The sequence below is a fragment of the Shewanella sp. Pdp11 genome, assembly GCF_002838165.1.
Classification (GTDB): domain Bacteria; phylum Pseudomonadota; class Gammaproteobacteria; order Enterobacterales; family Shewanellaceae; genus Shewanella; species Shewanella hafniensis.
In genome coordinates this window covers 669,395-686,273 of record NZ_CP015194.1, presented here as the reverse complement: position 1 = coordinate 686,273, position 16,879 = coordinate 669,395, and the positions used below count along the sequence as shown (strand labels likewise).

The 16,879-nt window shown below is 48.0% G+C and carries 15 protein-coding genes; 11 read left to right on the top strand and 4 right to left on the bottom strand.

Annotated elements, in window-relative coordinates:
* Positions 1–174: 174 nt before the first annotated feature.
* Entirely contained in the window at positions 175–1,545 is a 1,371-nt protein-coding gene (locus tag AYJ58_RS03195; protein ID WP_106648880.1) for an ATP-binding cassette domain-containing protein, read from the bottom strand.
* Between the two features lie 520 nt (positions 1,546–2,065).
* On the opposite strand from AYJ58_RS03195, the gene AYJ58_RS03190 reads away from it, so the two are divergent.
* Positions 2,066–3,424, top strand: coding sequence for an isochorismate synthase (locus AYJ58_RS03190; protein WP_106648878.1), 1,359 nt, complete (start codon positions 2,066–2,068; stop codon positions 3,422–3,424).
* A 21-nt stretch (positions 3,425–3,445) separates the two neighbouring features.
* Here AYJ58_RS03190 and AYJ58_RS03185 read toward each other — a convergent pair whose 3' ends face one another.
* Positions 3,446–4,183: a substrate-binding periplasmic protein gene (locus AYJ58_RS03185; protein ID WP_106648876.1), complete on the bottom strand. Its 738-nt coding sequence runs from the start codon at positions 4,181–4,183 to the stop codon at positions 3,446–3,448.
* Between the two features lie 215 nt (positions 4,184–4,398).
* Here AYJ58_RS03185 and AYJ58_RS03180 point away from each other — a divergent pair, with 215 nt between their 5' ends.
* Positions 4,399–5,058, top strand: coding sequence for a 7-cyano-7-deazaguanine/7-aminomethyl-7-deazaguanine transporter (locus AYJ58_RS03180; RefSeq protein ID WP_106648874.1), 660 nt, complete (start codon positions 4,399–4,401; stop codon positions 5,056–5,058).
* A gap of 99 nt (positions 5,059–5,157) precedes the next feature.
* A complete protein-coding gene (locus AYJ58_RS03175) occupies positions 5,158–5,616 on the top strand; it encodes a GNAT family N-acetyltransferase (protein WP_106648872.1) in 459 nt (152 codons plus the stop codon).
* A gap of 357 nt (positions 5,617–5,973) precedes the next feature.
* Here the strand turns inward: AYJ58_RS03175 and AYJ58_RS03170 are convergent, their stop codons facing one another.
* Positions 5,974–8,127 (bottom strand): sensor histidine kinase, encoded by a 2,154-nt coding sequence (locus AYJ58_RS03170; RefSeq protein WP_106648870.1) that lies wholly within the window; start codon positions 8,125–8,127, stop codon positions 5,974–5,976.
* A 1-nt stretch (position 8,128) separates the two neighbouring features.
* The gene (locus tag AYJ58_RS03165; RefSeq protein WP_106648868.1) at positions 8,129–9,511 is read right to left on the bottom strand and encodes a sigma-54-dependent transcriptional regulator; all 1,383 of its coding nucleotides are present in this window, start codon (positions 9,509–9,511) and stop codon (positions 8,129–8,131) included.
* Between the two features lie 282 nt (positions 9,512–9,793).
* On the opposite strand from AYJ58_RS03165, the gene AYJ58_RS03160 reads away from it, so the two are divergent.
* From AYJ58_RS03160 to mutM, 8 genes are all read left to right on the top strand, one after another.
* A complete protein-coding gene (locus tag AYJ58_RS03160; protein ID WP_106648866.1) occupies positions 9,794–10,618 on the top strand; it encodes a substrate-binding domain-containing protein in 825 nt (274 codons plus the stop codon).
* On the top strand, positions 10,615–11,322 hold the full coding sequence (locus AYJ58_RS03155; RefSeq protein WP_106648864.1) for an ABC transporter permease: 708 nt from the start codon (positions 10,615–10,617) through the stop codon (positions 11,320–11,322). The genes AYJ58_RS03160 and AYJ58_RS03155 overlap by 4 nt, the downstream gene beginning before the upstream one ends.
* A gap of 3 nt (positions 11,323–11,325) precedes the next feature.
* Positions 11,326–12,036 (top strand): ABC transporter ATP-binding protein, encoded by a 711-nt coding sequence (locus AYJ58_RS03150; RefSeq protein WP_106648862.1) that lies wholly within the window; start codon positions 11,326–11,328, stop codon positions 12,034–12,036.
* Entirely contained in the window at positions 12,020–12,613 is a 594-nt protein-coding gene (mobA, locus tag AYJ58_RS03145; RefSeq protein WP_106648860.1) for a molybdenum cofactor guanylyltransferase MobA, read from the top strand. Before AYJ58_RS03150 ends, mobA begins: the two co-directional genes overlap by 17 nt.
* 29 nt (positions 12,614–12,642) lie before the next feature.
* Positions 12,643–14,454: a bifunctional molybdopterin-guanine dinucleotide biosynthesis adaptor protein MobB/molybdopterin molybdotransferase MoeA gene (locus AYJ58_RS03140; RefSeq protein WP_106648858.1), complete on the top strand. Its 1,812-nt coding sequence runs from the start codon at positions 12,643–12,645 to the stop codon at positions 14,452–14,454.
* A 16-nt stretch (positions 14,455–14,470) separates the two neighbouring features.
* Entirely contained in the window at positions 14,471–15,454 is a 984-nt protein-coding gene (gene moaA / locus AYJ58_RS03135) for a GTP 3',8-cyclase MoaA (RefSeq protein ID WP_106648856.1), read from the top strand.
* 90 nt (positions 15,455–15,544) lie between these two features.
* Positions 15,545–16,000 carry a hypothetical protein gene (locus AYJ58_RS03130; protein ID WP_106648854.1) on the top strand — a complete coding sequence of 152 codons (456 nt, stop codon included), beginning with the start codon at positions 15,545–15,547 and terminating at the stop codon, positions 15,998–16,000.
* Positions 16,001–16,035: 35 nt separating this feature from the next.
* A complete protein-coding gene (mutM, locus tag AYJ58_RS03125) occupies positions 16,036–16,851 on the top strand; it encodes a bifunctional DNA-formamidopyrimidine glycosylase/DNA-(apurinic or apyrimidinic site) lyase (protein ID WP_106648852.1) in 816 nt (271 codons plus the stop codon).
* The last annotated feature ends 28 nt before the right edge of the window (positions 16,852–16,879 follow it).

Genomic DNA, 16,879 nt, shown 5'->3' with positions numbered 1-16,879 from the left:
CGCGCATTAGAAAATCACCATAGACTTTCTTAGTAAACAAAATGCCCTAAACAGTATGCGATGGAATAAGGACTTAAGGCTAAGGCAAGCGCTATTTCACACTCTCACTTTTGTAAAAAATGCCTAAGGGCTAAGCATTCAAAACCGGCAACCATCACGCGCGAAAGCTCACAACTAGCCCACATAACGCTCTCCTGTTTCAATTAATTCCTCCACCAATAAACCATTACGCAAACTCAATTGCCGTGATACAACGCTGTGTTCAATGCTTCTGTGACTGCTGAGCAAAATAGCGCAACCTTGAGAGCTTAACCGCTTCAGCAAGTACCACACTTTGCCGTAGTAATGCTTATCCATCCCCGCCAATGGATCGTCCAAAAGCAATACTTTAGGGCGTAAACTGGCGAGTGACGCTAAGGCAATCAAGTGCTGTTGACCGTAGGATAATTTGTGGGGCGACAGCTGAGCTAAGCTAAATAAATCCAATTCATCCAACATCTGCGCCGCGCGTTCTTTGGGGAGTTCAAAACGCCTAAGGCTAAACTGCATTTCGGCGAGCACGCTGGTCTCGAATAATTGTCGACTCGGCCTTTGCATCAGCAGTCCCAGCTCAGCGCCATAAATCCCTAGCTTAGGTCTTCGCCCTAGCACTTTAAGCGGAAGACGCTGCCTTGAACTGAGTACGCCAGCTATGGTTTTCAACAAACTAGTTTTACCTGAGCCGTTATCCCCCACTAAGGTCACTATCTCACCCGCCTGCAATTGGAATCCCTGCGGACATGCAAATAATGTAGGACAAGCATCGAACCCAAAATCAAAGGCTTCGGCGCTGACCAAGACTTTGCCCAAATGCTCAAACTTAGGTTGATTTCGCCACGCAGGCGCCTCAATTTGCGGCGCATCGTTCACGGTATAGGTGCCTTCGGATAGCTTGCCCGCCTCTAACTGCCAGTAATGCTGAATAATCTCAGCAAAGGCCGAGGCGTTATGTTCAACCAACACTAGCGCCATGCCATCTTGGATAAGATTGCGGAGCACGACCAGCAGCTCACTCACACCGTGATCATCGAGTTGTGCCCAAGGCTCATCGAGCAGCAGTAAATGCGGCTCGCACACCAGTTGGGCGGCAATCATTAAACGATATTTTTGACCAAGGGAAAGCGTGCTGACTTGGGTATCGAGGCGCAGATACAAACCCACACGCCGTAGCGCCAATTGCACTTTAGGTAGCATTTTCTCGGCGGGAATGCCGAGATTTTCTAAGGCGAAAGCCACTTCGGCGCCAACGGTTTGCCGAAGTAACTGAGTTTGCGGGTCCTGCATCACCAGACCCGTAACCAGTTGAGGATAACGCCAGATGTCGCCTTCATGCGGACGATTTAACACGCCCGCCAGTAGGTTTAGCAGACTCGATTTCCCAGAGCCCGTAGGACCGCTCACGCAATGGCATTGGCTGGTACCAATGGCCAAGTTTACCTCCTGCAATACAGTCGGTAACTGGCTGCCATAGTTGAAGCTAACGCCTTCGAGCGCTAAGAGTTTCATGCTATATCTGCCTATAAGGATCTAACGAACAGCCTATGACAAGGCTTCACTCTAGTCGTCTTTTCATTCCCACAGCGAGTCATACGTTAATAGACATATAACTTGTCACGTCGAAAATTTAAGATGTGCCCGCTATTGTGAACCGCGATGATTCTGTCTCAACCGAAAAACATTTAAAAACCAACCCAGATCGACTAATTGAAACAAAGGGAAAGCGCGTGTCGCAACCAAGAGACAAAATGTCCAACAAGGGTGACTTATCCGACAAAAAGACCCACTCAAGTCACATTTTTTATCAGCGCAAAATGAGACTATGGCGAAAGTCACACGCTGGGGGCTTACATCTTGACACTCTCGACCTTGGCCTTTAATTTGAGCGAAAGATTCTTATTTACAGACTGAATCAACTAAAGGTAAATGACTTGAAAAAGAGTACATTAACCTGAGTCGAATTCATTGATGCTGACAGAGTGACCTTCAGCTTTCGCCTTTATCCCTTATCTTTACTTTGGAGTTCTATTTGCCCGCTCATGCCCTGTCTGAAGACCTTAAGTCTCTCATCGACAAACTCATTCAATTAAAGCAAGTTCCGCCGACGGAACCGATAGCGCAGTTGTCGCTTACAACTGTCGCTATGCCTTTAATTTCATGGTTGGCATCGCAGACACAATTTCCACGTATTTACTGGCATGGGCGTGACAGAATCGAAGAAGTCGCGGCGATTGGGGTATGTAAAGACTTCAGATTTGAAACCGGCGTTAACGATCAGCAACTGGCCATGGCCTACCAAGAACAACGAGCCTTATCGACGAATCAAAATATTCGTTACTACGGCGGCGTTGCCTTCGATCGCACCATAGAATCTTGGCCAGAGTTCGGTAATAGTCGTTTTATCCTGCCGCGCATTGAATTTAGACGCAGCGGTAGCAAGTTTAGTCTGTTAGTGAATCTTAATTTTGCTGAGAATGATCACCATAGCGAAATCGACAAGGCCATCGCCGCCATCGAAGCTGTGATGCCCGCTAAACCACTCTCACCACCGAAGAAAATCGTTCCTCTTGGCCGCAGTGACAAGCCCAATTTTGAACGCTGGAAAACCTTAGTCGAACAAGTAGTCGAGCCTAAGTTCAATCAAGATACACCTAAAGTGGTGTTATCCCGTTTAACTCAGCTCGAAGTGAACGAACCTATCGATCCTTGGATGGTACTGGCATGCTGGCAGGGACGTAATCCCAACAGCTTCCAATTTGGCTTTCAATTCAGTCCAGAACGCACCTTTATCTCTTGCTCACCGGAGCGGTTATTCCGCCGCCGTCAGCAGGAATTATTCACTGAGGCACTCGCAGGTACGACAGTACGCGGCCTCAATCAAGAAGAAGATATTGCGCTGGCGAATGCCTTGCTAGAAGACAACAAAAATAGCGTTGAGAACCAACTCGTTCGCAGTCACATAGTCAACATGCTCACACCGCTGAGTAATTATGTTGGCGCCGATGAATTAGCGACCATCTTTAAACTGAATCATATTCAACACTTACATCGCGCAATTCGAGCCGAATTAAAACCGGGCGTGAATGATTTCCAACTGTTGCAAGCGCTGCATCCAACCCCTGCTGTGGGTGGCTTACCGCGGCATTCGGCATTGAACTTTATTCGTCAGCGTGAAGGTTATATTCGTGGCTGGTACGCTGGTGCCTGCGGTTATTTCAATAAATACGAGAGTGAGTTTTCAGTGGCAATCCGCAGTGCGTTGATCGAACCCGGTCGGATTAACCTATTTGCGGGAGCGGGAATTATTGCGGGTTCAGAGCCCGAAGCTGAGTGGCAAGAGCTTGAAAATAAACTCGCGACTATCATGTCGATTCTGTTCGAAATGTAATAAACCGAATAAATTTAAGGCCTATTCATCATCAGCCTTTCTTTTTTCAAGTATTTCAAGGTAAAGCCTGTCCTGCTCTCCCGAATCGATTAAACGCTTATGTGCAAGGTCAAAATGTTGTTTCAGCATCTGGCCTTTTTCAGTGTTTGCAAAGGCAAAATAGGTTTCGGCCTTGAGTACGCCTTGAATAATCACAAAATTTTGTGGCGCCTTCAGCTTAGGCACATACATAAGCAAATTAGGTTTGTAATCCAACACGGCATCTATGCGTCCTGCGTTTAAGCTATTGAGCATAGTCAACATATCGCTGCTTTCTTCGTAGTACATAGGTACAGGCGTCAACATGTTGTATCGATAGGCCAACATGGCCTGAACCCTCTTGTGGGATAGACTCTCAAGTCCTGTCCAAGTCGCCGCTAACTCGGGGGTGACCGCTACATCAATAGAATCTACTTCAACCGCATTCTCAGTTAGCAGCGCCTTTTTAGTATCTCCCTTATAAACACTGAGGGTGATATCGGTACGATTGTGCTCAACAAGATATAAACTGCGGGCAAAGGGCATAAACTGCACCTTGAGTTGCCATTCTGGCTCGGGGAAAATCCGTTGGAGTAACTCGAAGTAGTAACCCGTTTCATCACGATTGGCAAAATCCTCCCACGAAGCCGTCGCCACATTGACAACTATCGGCTGGGCGGCATAGATGGATACAGGTAACATGGCTAAAAGTAAGCAAAAAATAGCAAAGAATCGTCTCATGGTTATCCTCCTTCGACGTACTCAAAGTGTAGAAGAGTTTTCATTCTATGCGTACATTTAAACAGCAGGCTTGCATCTTAAAACTCGGCCACTATAATGACGACCCGATTTCGCCTCGCTGCGATCGGTAATGTTCGGTGATATTGTCGTAAACATAATAAATTGAAAATTAGCGGGTTCCCTCACCCCGCCCTACACAACTAAAAAGGCCACATATGTTAATGTTAACCACAGCGCAGCTTCGCCGCGCCTTATTCCTATTAGTAGGATTCCACATACTGATTATTTGCGTCAGCAACTACTTAGTACAATTGCCATTTCAGCTATTTGGTTACCACACAACTTGGGGCGCATTTAGCTTTCCATTCGTGTACTTAGCCACTGATCTCACTGTCCGTATTTTTGGCCAACAAGCCGCACGTAGCATCATACTCAAAGCTATGATTCCCGCTTTGATGATTTCCTACGTGATGGGAGTTGTGTTCCATCAAGGTAGCTTCCAAGGCGCTGACTCACTTGCAGAGTGGAATACCTTTGTGTTCCGAATCGCTTTCGCCAGCTTTGCCGCTTATTTGATTGGCCAGTTAATGGATATTAAGGTTTTTGCCCGTCTGCGAATGAGCCGCTCTTGGTGGGTCGCGCCTGCGGCATCGACCTTAGTGGGTAATTTGGTCGATACCTTAGTGTTTTTCAGCATCGCCTTTTACGCCTCTTCCGATAGTTTTATGGCGGCCAATTGGCCCGAAATCGCCACTGTCGATTACGGTTTTAAGCTGATCGTGAGCTTAGGTCTTTTCCTGCCTGCCTACGGGGTTTTGCTAAAAGTCTTACAAGACAAGATTTTGCGCACCAATCCGCAAGAATCAATTTCCTGATCAACTCAACTGGCCAGACCTATTATAATTTGACCAGTTAATAGCTCAGCCCTGCTCCTGTTAACGCGCGAGTGGGGCTGATTTTTATGAGAGCAAGCAATGTATTCTATCGAAATAAAAGCAGAGTCAGGTTTGACTCCCGAGTTAACCACTCAGCTTATCCAACTTAGTCAACAAATCCCTGAACTCGATCGCCCCCTCACCAGCGAAGTGCTAAATCAGCGCTTACAGGGCAAAAAGTGTTTGATCTTAGTTGCGTATGTGGAAGGTGAATTGGCAGGGTTTAAACTGGGTTACGAGCAAGAAGAGGCCATATTTTATAGTTGGTTAGGTGGCGTTGCCTCCGACTTTAGACGTTTAGGCTTAGCGCAGAGTCTACTCGAATATCAAGAAACCTGGGCATGCCGTCAAGGCTATAACCATATTCAGGTGAAAACGATGAACCGTTTCCCTGCGATGCTTAATTTGTTGATCAGTAATCAATATTTAATCACCGAGCTCAACGCCGATCCAAAAAGCTTAGTCGATCATAAACTGCATCTACGTAAGTCGATCTAAACCGTTAATGGATGAGAGCGAAACGATATTTGTAAAGATGTGCACTTTTTTTAATAAATAGCTTGCAAACACAATTGAGAATGATTATCGTTAACGTGCGTTCCAAAACTCATCTTTAACAACGATGACTGGTAATCGACGTTGTTATGGAGCTCCTGAGTTTGCAAGCACGACATTGCTCACACACACTCTTTGTGGCCGGATTCATCATCCGGCTTTTTTTTACCTAAAATTCGGTAATGCAAAGCCACATAAAGTAGAACCAACAACTGCAGCCATATTTTAATGACAGGTAATCAATCGAACACAGCAAGCTGCCATATCTCACTATCTCACTTGGCAAAATTCATCGATAAGCTAATCGGCAGCCGTGTCGCTGCAATTGCCCGCAAAATGTAAGCCCTCGTAGGGATTATTCTGCTGATCTTCCTTCGCCTCATGGTACAAGCCTATGGTAAATAATGTGCCTTTTCCTAAGGTTGAGCTGACTTCTATCGTGCCACCAATCCGCTTAATAATGCCGTAACTGAGCGAAAGCCCTAAACCAGTGCCATCCTTACGCGTGGTGTAAAAGGGGTCGAAAATCCGCCCTAGCTGCTCTGGTGCTATCCCAGAACCTTCATCTTCCACTTCGATTTTGACGCCAATCGGCATATCTTGCTGCACCCAGTCATAGGTTCGCACCCAAATCCGTCCTTTACCGTCCATCGCATGCGCCGCGTTGACCACCAGATTAATCAAGACTTGCAGCAACTGCGGTCGATTGACCTGCACTGGACAACTGGCGTTTAACTCAGTGATCAATACCACTTCTTGTTTCTGAATCGAATGCCGCACTAACACCAACATTTCTTCAATAATGGGGGTAATCGGATGCATTTCTAACGGGGCGTTAAATTCACCCGGACGACTGTACTGCAACAGGCTGCGGATAATGGTACTGATCCGTCCCACCTGCTGAATCACGAGATCAATTTCTTCTTTTACCACTTCCGCATTATCGCCAAGTTCGTAGCGCAGTAACTCCATGTTGCCGAGGATAACGGCGGTCGGATTATTGATTTCGTGGGCAATACCTGCGGTCAACTCACCAAGTGCGGTAAGCTTCTCGTTGGTGACGAGCTGTTGACGCGTTTCATTCAGTAACGCCACGTTACGTTGCAGCTCTAAGGTTTTGTCCTGCAAGCTGCGGGTACGCTCTTCGACCTTCATTTCAAGCTGCTCTGCCGCCGCTTGGATCTGGGCATTTCGGCGCTGCAGCAGATCGAGCATACTGTCGAACTGCTCGGCCAAGTTCGATAACTCGTTATCCCTATCTAACCCTAAAGCGCCAATACGAATATTACGTCCCGACTGCACCGCCTGTACTACGTGGTGGATACGCTCAATCGGCTGCAACAAGCTGTAGGCGCCGCGATAAACCAGCAAGCCTGACACTAACAGCACTAACATGAGAATCGTGCCCAGCTCTATGATATTGAGTAAATAATTGTGGATAAAAGGTGACTCAGAAAACCCCGTATAGATCATGCCGACACGCTGGCCGCGAATATCTTCCAAGGGAGCGTAAGCGGATATAAACCAATCATTAAACACAAAAGCGCGGTCGACCCATTGCTCGCCTTGGGTTAACACTTTTTCCTTAACCTCCTCCGATACTAAACTGCCCAGCGCGCGACCTTGCGTCTCGCTGCCCGTGGGATAAAAGTGCAATGGTACGTTAGTGGAAATACGGATGTTGTCTAAGAAGATGGTCACAGTGCCGATGGAGCGCTCGGGTAAGGTGCCCTTGTCATACACCAAATCACGAATGTGATCGACAATCCGCGTGTCACGATTAAACAGAATGCCACCATCCAGATACCAAGCCACTTTACCTTGCATATCAGGCACGGGTAGCAGACTACGGCTTAATAAACCGCGTTCTTCAACGGTTTTAGTCGGGCTCTGCGCCCTCAAGGTCGCGACAATCGGGATGCTCGCAGTGATCGCCAATTCGGGGTCTATGCGCGCTAAACGCTCGGGCGGTAGCACCATCAAGCCGGAATAAGGTAATAAACCATTTATCTTTGGGAGGATTTGACGTAAATCTGGGTCTGTGGCCGCTTCGGCAACGGTGACGAGACGCAAATAATCGAGGTTAAGCTGTTTTTTCTGTTCGAGGAGAAATGCATCAAGACTGGCTCTGTGTACTACTTCGCCAGTTAATGCTTTACCACTGAAAAGTGGCCTGAAATCATTTTGAAACGTCCAAGACGTCACCACACGTTCGAGTTGTTTTTCTTGGCGTACTTGCACTTGCTGCAAGGTATTCTCGGCAACAGATAAGTCAGCTTTAACCTTCATAAACAGCTGCTTACCTGTATAACTGATATTCCAGTAAATAGTGATAAACACTAAACTCACCAGTGTAAGTAGAATAGGCAATAACGTCAGGATTAATATGCGATAGCGCACCTTGGCCTGCATTTGCTGCCAACTGACACCAAAAAAGTGAGTGAAGAATGACACCCTATGACTCCTGATCGCCGCTGAAATCAAACCACTCTTTATACTTACGATCTAAAGTTTTACGCGAAACGCCTAAATCCCTCGCCGCGGCAGACTTATTGCCAGAATGTAAGTCCACAACGCTGGTCACATGGTGTTTTTCAACTTCTTTTAATGGCCAATCCAATGGGTAACCCGATGTCGAGGAAGAGTCACTCTTGAGTTGTTGTTTCCAATATTCCGCAGGAGGCTTGCCCAGTAAAATACAGCGCTCAATCATGTTGCGCAGCTCACGAATATTGCCCGGCCACTCATGTTGTTGCAGCTTCACCATGTCCTCATGGCTCCACACGACTTCTCTTACCCCTAATTCAGCCGCGAGTTGGCGGGTAAAGTGATGGGTTAACTCAACCACATCTTCGGGTCTGTCCCGTAATGGCGGGATTAAAATATCGAGCACATTCAGTCGGTAATATAAGTCACGGCGGAAATTACCCGCATCCACTTCATCAATCAAAGTGCGGTTGGTGGCCGCGATCACTCGCACATCTATGTTCACTTCTTTCTCGCTGCCCACAGGGCGAATCGCTTTTTGCTCTAATACTCTGAGCAATGCCGTTTGCATTTTCAGTGGCATTTCGCCAATTTCATCGAGGAAAATCGTCCCGCCCGAGGCAAAACTGAATAAACCTTCACGATTGCCTTTCGCCCCCGTAAATGCACCGGCGGTATGGCCAAACAGTTCACTTTCAAGCAGTTCAGGGGCGATAGAGCCACAGTTAACGGGGACAAAAGGTCCCTGACGTCCACTAAGTAAATGTAATTGGCGTGCGACTAATTCCTTACCCGTGCCCGACTCACCTTGGATCAACACCACGGCATTGGTCGGCGCCACACGTTCGATAATATGTTTCACCGACTTCATGGCCTCACTGCTGCCAATAATGGTCGATGAATAACCGATGGAAACCTCACGGCGCAGCATCAAATTCTCGCGTTTAAGCAAGCGGCGTTCGATACAACGATCGACCGCAGTCATCATCTGCTCAAGGTGGAAAGGTTTCATGATGAAGTCAGACGCACCAGCGCGTAGCGCGGTAATCGCCACTTCCATGTCGGCATAGCCAGTCATAAAAATGATGTCCGAACGACGGCCCTGCTCATCCAGCGCTTCATGCCATTCGATACCTGAGCGGCCCGGCAGGCGAATATCGACGATCAGTAAATCGAAATGGCAACGACTACGGAGCTGCTCCGCATCTTCGATACTGCCCGCCGTTTCGACTAAGGCGAATTTCTTCGAGAGTGCCTTATTTAAAAAACTGCGCATTCCGGGTTCATCATCAACAATCAGTACCGATACTGCCGATGGAAGAGGCTTGAGGTTATTATCTATCTGGCTCATATTGTCTGCTTCTGGACATTTTGACTCATTTGCGACCAATTCTAGCACTGAAAATAGATGAATAGGTCACTATGAACCACAGTAAGTAGGTGCTGAGACAATTTGTCTGTAGAGTATTTGTTGAGCTTGGGATCAAGCTCACAAATTAGGTTAAGCTGTGAAGAAAATGACCGCATTCTCAGCTTGGCATCTAATTTGCTTTCAACCGAACGTATTACATTACGAGACCTTCCACTCAGTAGGCATTTGAGTTGGAATCCTATTTTCCGCCAAGGAGTACCCATGCTAAACATGAAATCTCATATGAAGTCATTACTGGGACTGGTTGTTGCAGCCAGTATGTTCACTGTTTTACCCGCTCACTCGACTGAAATTATCAAGTTAGCCACCACCACCAGCACAGAAAACTCAGGCCTATTGAAAGAACTGTTACCTAAGTTCGAAAGTGCATCAGGCTACAAGGTTCAAGTCATCGCCACTGGTACAGGTAAAGCCCTGAAACTGGGTGAACAAGGTGACGTGGATTTAGTCATGACTCATGCGCCAAGTGCTGAAGCCAAATTCGTCGCCGACGGTTTTGGTGTTGAGCCCCGTGGCATCATGGAAAATGATTTCGTGGTACTGGGCCCTAAAAATGACCCAGCAAAAATCCGTGACAGCAAGAATGCCGAAGAAGCCTTCGCTAAAATAGCCAAATCAGGCGTACCTTTTATCTCTCGTGGTGACAATTCAGGCACTCATATCAAAGAGTTAGAAGTATGGAAAGCGGCAAGTGTGACACCCGATTTCAAAGGTTACACGTCAGTAGGTCAAGGCATGGGCAAAACCCTGCTAATGGCAAATGAAATGCAAGGTTACACTCTGTCTGACCGTGGTACTTTTGTAGCTTACAAAACTAAGCTAGATCTTGGTGTTGATTTCGATGGCGGCAAAACCTTAGCTAACCCATACCAAGTTATTCTGATCAACTCTGCTAAGTACCCAGATCTAAACCACAAAGGCGCTAAAGCATTCAGCGACTGGTTGATCAGCAAAGAAGGTCAAAGCATGATCAATAACTTCAAAGTTGAAGGTGAGCAATTGTTCAAGGCAACTTATAGCGAATGAGCGACGGCTGGCTAGCACTGTTACAGCAGGCGTTAAGCCTGCTGTTTTCTTTAGACCCAGACGTTTGGTCCATCATTTCGATCTCGTTTTCGGTTTCTTTCGCGGCGCTGCTCATCACGCTGGTGCCATCTATGGTACTTGGCTTTGTGCTAGCGTTTGCGCCATTTCGCGGTAAATGGATAGTCACGAACTTAGTGCAAACTCTGCAATCTATCCCAACTGTCGTTATCGGTCTGCTGGTCTATTTACTGCTCACCCGCAATGGTCCTCTGGGCGATCTAAAATGGTTATTCACCCAAGAAGGCATGATCCTCGGGCAAATGTTGATCTGCGCGCCCGTACTGATTGCGATGAGCCAAGCCGCCTTTACTAGCGTTGACCGTAGAGCATGGGAAACCTCACGCACTTTAGGTGCTTCTTGGTGCAGCGCCGTATGGACAGTCTGCCGCGAGCTACGTATGCCCTTACTGCTGGCGATTGTCGCGGCCTTTAGCCGTATTCTCACCGAAGTCGGCTGTTCTATGATGGTCGGCGGCAATATTTTAAACGTAACCCGTAACATACCTACGGCTATCGCACTGGAAACCAGTAAAGGCGACTTCGCTCAAGCTATCGCCCTCGGGCTAGTGCTGTTAATCTTGGCCTTGATCCTCAACTTTGCCTTAGGTAGTTTACGCGGCAAAGCCATGCCAAGGAGCCATTAAGCAATGACTAAGGTCAAACTGATCGCCCGTGACTTAGAGATGTCCTTTGGCGATCGCCTGTTATTCAAAGCGGACGCATTAGCGCTCTGCCAAGGGGATGTGATTTATCTGCAAGGCGACAATGGCACGGGTAAATCGACCTTGATGAAAATTCTTGCGGGCTTAATGCTACCAACGAAAGGCAAAATTAAGACTGAAGGTTTTGCCAAGAATGCGTGGTGGCGACGCAACCCTTTGTTGGGTAAAGCTGTTTATCTGCACCAACATCCTTATTTGTTCGACGGTACAGTGGAATATAATCTCACCTATGGGCTAAATTTCAGTTCAGAGACAAAAGCCAAGGCGAAACAACGTATTACTCAGGCAATTGAGATGGCGCAGCTAGGGTCACTACTACACGCCAGAGCCAGTAATCTCTCTGGCGGCGAAAGACAGCGCCTCGCCATTGCGCGCGCTTGGATCCTACAACCTAAACTGTTAATGCTCGACGAACCGACCTCCAATATGGACAAGGACTCGCAAGAGTTAGTATTAAAAATGATCCAACAACTCAAACATGAAGGCACAGGTATGTTGTTGAGTAGCCATCAAAATTGCGCGTTAACCTCCATCTGCGAACAACAGTGGCGCATAGAAGGCAAACGAGTGACGACCTCTTATCAACACCCAGAATCTCTGCCAGCACAGGAGTCTTTATATGTCATCGCAAATTGATGCCGTTATTCTTGCCGGTGGCATGGCACGTCGCATGGGCGGCGACGATAAAGGTCTCGTCGAATTAAACGGCGAAGCCATGATTAAACACACAATAGACAGAATAAAACCTCAGGTTAAGGAGATCCTGATCAACGCAAATCGCAACCAAACACGGTATGCTGAGTTTGGTTTTAAGGTGATAAGCGATGAGCATAGCGGTTTCCTCGGCCCTTTGGCGGGAATGATCACCGCAATGGGCAATACAGCTGCTGACTACTTATTAGTGGTGCCCTGCGACTGCCCACTGCTACCAACCGACCTTGTGCCGCGTATGTTGGCAGCGATTAAGGCCGAAGATGCAGAGCTCGCCGTTGCCAGTGATGGCGAATATGAGCAACCCGTCGTCTTACTACTAAAACCCAGCTTACGTGACTCGATGAAGGCATTTCTTGAGGCGGGTGAGCGTAAAGTGGACTTTTGGTATGCCAAGCATCACTTTGTCGTTGAGTCTTTCGCCGACCAACCTAATGCCTTTGTGAATGTGAATACGCCAGAACAAAAACAAAGATTGGCCGCAGAGATAAACCAAAGCTAAGGCTTAAATTTTCCAGATTAGAGGTGCAAATGAGTACTCCCTTCGTCAATCCGCTATCTATTCCCGTTCTCGGATTTTGTGCCTACAGTGGCACGGGGAAAACCACCTTACTCAAGCAATTGATCCCCGAATTAAATCAACGTGGCCTACGCTTAGCCGTGATCAAACACGCGCACCATAATTTCGACGTGGATATTCCCGGCAAAGACAGTTACGAAATGCGTAAAGCGGGTGCGCGGCAAATGCTGGTCGCTTCCCATGTGCGCTGGGCGCTGATGACAGAAGATGCACGCGATGGCGATCCTGAGTTAGTCCATTTGCTCAAGCAAATCGAAGCCGACAAAGTCGATATCGTCCTCGTCGAAGGCTTTAAAAAACTCGCCTTACCTAAAATTGAATTGCACCGCGCCGCCCACGGCAAACCTTTTATCTACACCCAAGATGAGAATATCCTTGCCATCGCCTGTTGCGATGACACTCAATTGCCAAACGACGCAATCCCGAGTGAACTGCGCCGACTTGATCTCAACAATGTCAGCCAGATTGCCGACTTTGTCATTGAGTATGCCCAGAATTGGGAAACGCCACTCCAATACCCGATTTCAGCCGTGGATGCCTGCACCATAGGCGACAACAAAAACCTCAGCGTCAGCCAAGGTTTAGCGCAAATTTTATCCCATATTTCACCCGTGGCAGAAGTCGAAGAGATTGACTTAGACGCCTTAGATAACCGCGTACTGGCCAGCGACAGTATTTCTCCCGTCAACGTGCCGCAACAAACTAATTCGGCGATGGATGGCTACGCCTTTATCTATCAAGACCCCATGCCTGCCACCTTAAAACGGGTGGGAGAGGTCCTTGCTGGTCATCAATATTCGGGCACGCTTAAAGTCGGCGAGACCGTGCGTATCATGACGGGCGCAACTATACCAGCGGGTGCCGATACTGTGCAGCCCCGAGAGCTTGCCAAGGAAGTCGACGGCAATGTTAGCTTCGACGGTCGTATTCTGGCGGGGCAACACGTTCGCCTCGCGGGGGAAGATATCGCCCAAGGCCAAGTCGCCCTCGCCAAAGCCACTCGCCTAAGCGCCGCCGAACAAGGTTTACTGGCTTCACTTGGGCTTAATCGTTTGAATGTTTATCGCCGCCCAACCCTTGCCGTTTTCTCCACCGGCGATGAAGTGAGCCAACCTGGCGAAGCACTCAAAGCCAACTGCATCTATGACTCAAACCGCTTTACTATCAAAGCGATGGCGAAACGTCTTGGCTGTGATGTTATTGATTTAGGCATTATCGAAGATTCTGAAAGCGCGCTCGAAGCGGCGCTCGCTAAAGCCGCCACCCTTGCCGATGTTGTCATTAGCTCTGGCGGTGTATCGGTCGGTGATGCGGATTACATTAAAACCGTACTGGCCCGCTTAGGCAAAATCGATTTTTGGCGGATTAGCATGCGTCCGGGTCGACCCCTCGCCTTTGGTAAAATCGGAGATAGCTTATTCTTCGGGTTGCCGGGCAACCCTGTGGCGGTAATGGTCACTTTCCTGCAGTTTGTGCAGCCCGCTTTACGTAAATTGGCGGGTGAAGTGAACTGGCAAGCGCAGCTATTCCCTGCAATAAGTGATGAAACTCTACGAAGCCGTCAAGGCCGCACCGAATTTATTCGCGGAATTTTTCAGCTTGGTAAAGATGGACGCCTGCACGTGAGTAGCACGGGCAACCAAGGTTCTGGGATGTTAAGTTCAATGGTTAAAGGGAATTGCCTCATCATCATAGGGGATGATGCAGAAGCCGTGAATGCAGGTGAAACTGTATTTATTCAACCCTTTGCGGATCTGCTTTAAGATCCAGTGAGCTTTTATGAGTCTAATTGTGGATTCCTTTGGCCGTAAGGTCGAATATTTACGGCTCTCGGTCACCGACCGCTGCGACTTTCGCTGTGTTTATTGCATGACGGAAGATCCCTGTTTTCTGCCAAAGGACCACGTACTCCACCTCGAAGAATTAGCTTGGATTGCCCAAGCCTTTACCGAGCTTGGTGTGACTAAAATTCGCCTGACCGGCGGTGAGCCCTTAGTTCGCACCGATTGCGACCAGCTAGTGGGTCTGCTTGGTAAGCTGCCTGGGCTGACGGATTTATCCATGACCACTAATGGTTCAAGGCTGACAAAATTCGCTAAACCCATGTTTGATGCAGGATTAAAGCGCCTCAATATCAGCCTAGATACCTTAAACCCCACACTGTTTACTCAGCTAACGCGTAACGGCAAGTTAGACAGAGTCATCGATGGTATCGATGCCGCCATTGCGGCTGGCTTTGAACGTATCAAGATTAACGCGGTGATTTTAAAACAGCAGAACGATAATGAAGTCATTGATTTAGTTGATTTCTGCCGTGGTCGCCGTTTAGACATCGCCTTTATCGAAGAAATGCCACTTGGCGAAATGGATGAGCGTAAACGTGCCCGTCATTGCAGCAGTGATGAAGTCAAAGCCATCATAGAAAATCGCTATCCGCTACAGGTCTCGAGTAAACGCACTGGTGGCCCAGCGCGGTATTACACTATGGCAGACAGCCCAATCCATATCGGTTTTATCTCACCCCACAGTCACAACTTCTGCCACGAATGTAATCGCGTGCGCGTCACAGTTGAAGGCCAATTATTGCTGTGTTTAGGCAATGAGCATGCCGTTGATCTCAAAAGCATAGTCAGGGAATTTCCCGCAGATATTGAGAGACTTAAAGCCGCGATTCTCGCGGGCATTAACCTCAAGCCTAAGCAACACGACTTTGGCAATAATCAGGTACAAATCCTACGTTTTATGAACGCCACTGGCGGTTAAGCATCACCACTCCATCGCTTAAGGGCTAGCATCTCAATTTGGCCGTGATAAACTCGAAGCATCACCCCATACTTAGCGTCACACTTTTCTATGGCCTTAACTCGTAAGCAATGGAATAACGTCATTATTGTCGCCTGCGTCTTTATGGTCGCCGTGCTGACTTATATGGATAACAAGACCAATAATGTTCCGAGTGATGCTCAGCTGTTATTTGACGATAATGCGCCGCTTTCACAGCTGCAACTCGATGGAATGTGGCTGCACAAGCAAGCCTCACAATGGGAGTGCGACACTAAAGTTCTCAACTGTGATGAATGGGCAAAGGCGTGGCAAACCATACGGGTGTCTCCCTTAACGGCGGCACCAGAAACCACAGATAATCCGCAAGAATTAGTCATCCAGATTGCAGATATCCGCGATGCTCAGCTGTGGATCTATTTCCCCAATGAAGGCGCGTTAAAGTCACCCGCTGGCAATTGGTATTTAGTGCCTCCGAGTTTACGAGCTAAACTACAACCGATCCTCGATGCGAAACCCGCAGCTTAATGCCGCCCCATTTTACTTAAGATAAGAAAGAATCCATGCCGGAATTACCAGAAGTTGAAGTCACCCGTCAGGGTATTGCCCCCTTCCTTGTCGAACAAACCGTTGTTGATCTTGTGATCCGCAATGGTTCGTTGCGCTGGCCAGTGCCTGACATCGCCAAACAAATTATCGGCCAAGTCATACGCCAAGTGCGACGCCGTGCTAAGTATCTATTAATCGACACTGACGCGGGCACTAGCATAGTGCATTTAGGCATGTCGGGGAGTTTACGGATTTTGCCCCACGATACCCCAGTGGAAAAGCATGACCATATCGACTTAGTGCTCGCCAACGGCCGCATTTTACGTTTTAACGATCCAAGGCGATTCGGCGCTTGGTTGTGGTGTGAACTCCCAGAAGAAGCCCATCCATTACTCGCCAAACTGGGGCCAGAGCCACTGACCCAGGCTTTTAATGTCGCACAATTAGCGGCAGCTTTAGCGGGCAAGAAAAAAGCCATCAAGCTCTGCCTAATGGACAATCATATCGTGGTGGGAGTGGGCAACATTTACGCTAATGAAGCCTTGTTTGCGGCGGGCATTCATCCTGAAGCCGAGGCAGGCTCGATCGATATCGAGCGTTTAACCGTTTTAGTTGCCGAAGTGAAGCAAATCTTAGCCCACGCCATTAAGCAAGGTGGCACTACGTTGAAAGACTTCACCAATGCCGATGGCAAGCCCGGCTACTTCGCCCAAAAACTGCATGTCTATGGTCGCGGCGGTGAAACCTGCACCAGCTGCGGTAACCTATTGAGTGAAATCCGTTTAGGCCAACGCACCACAGTATTCTGTGGCATTTGCCAGACACGCTAACTATCACATTATTTATAAGCAAAATGCC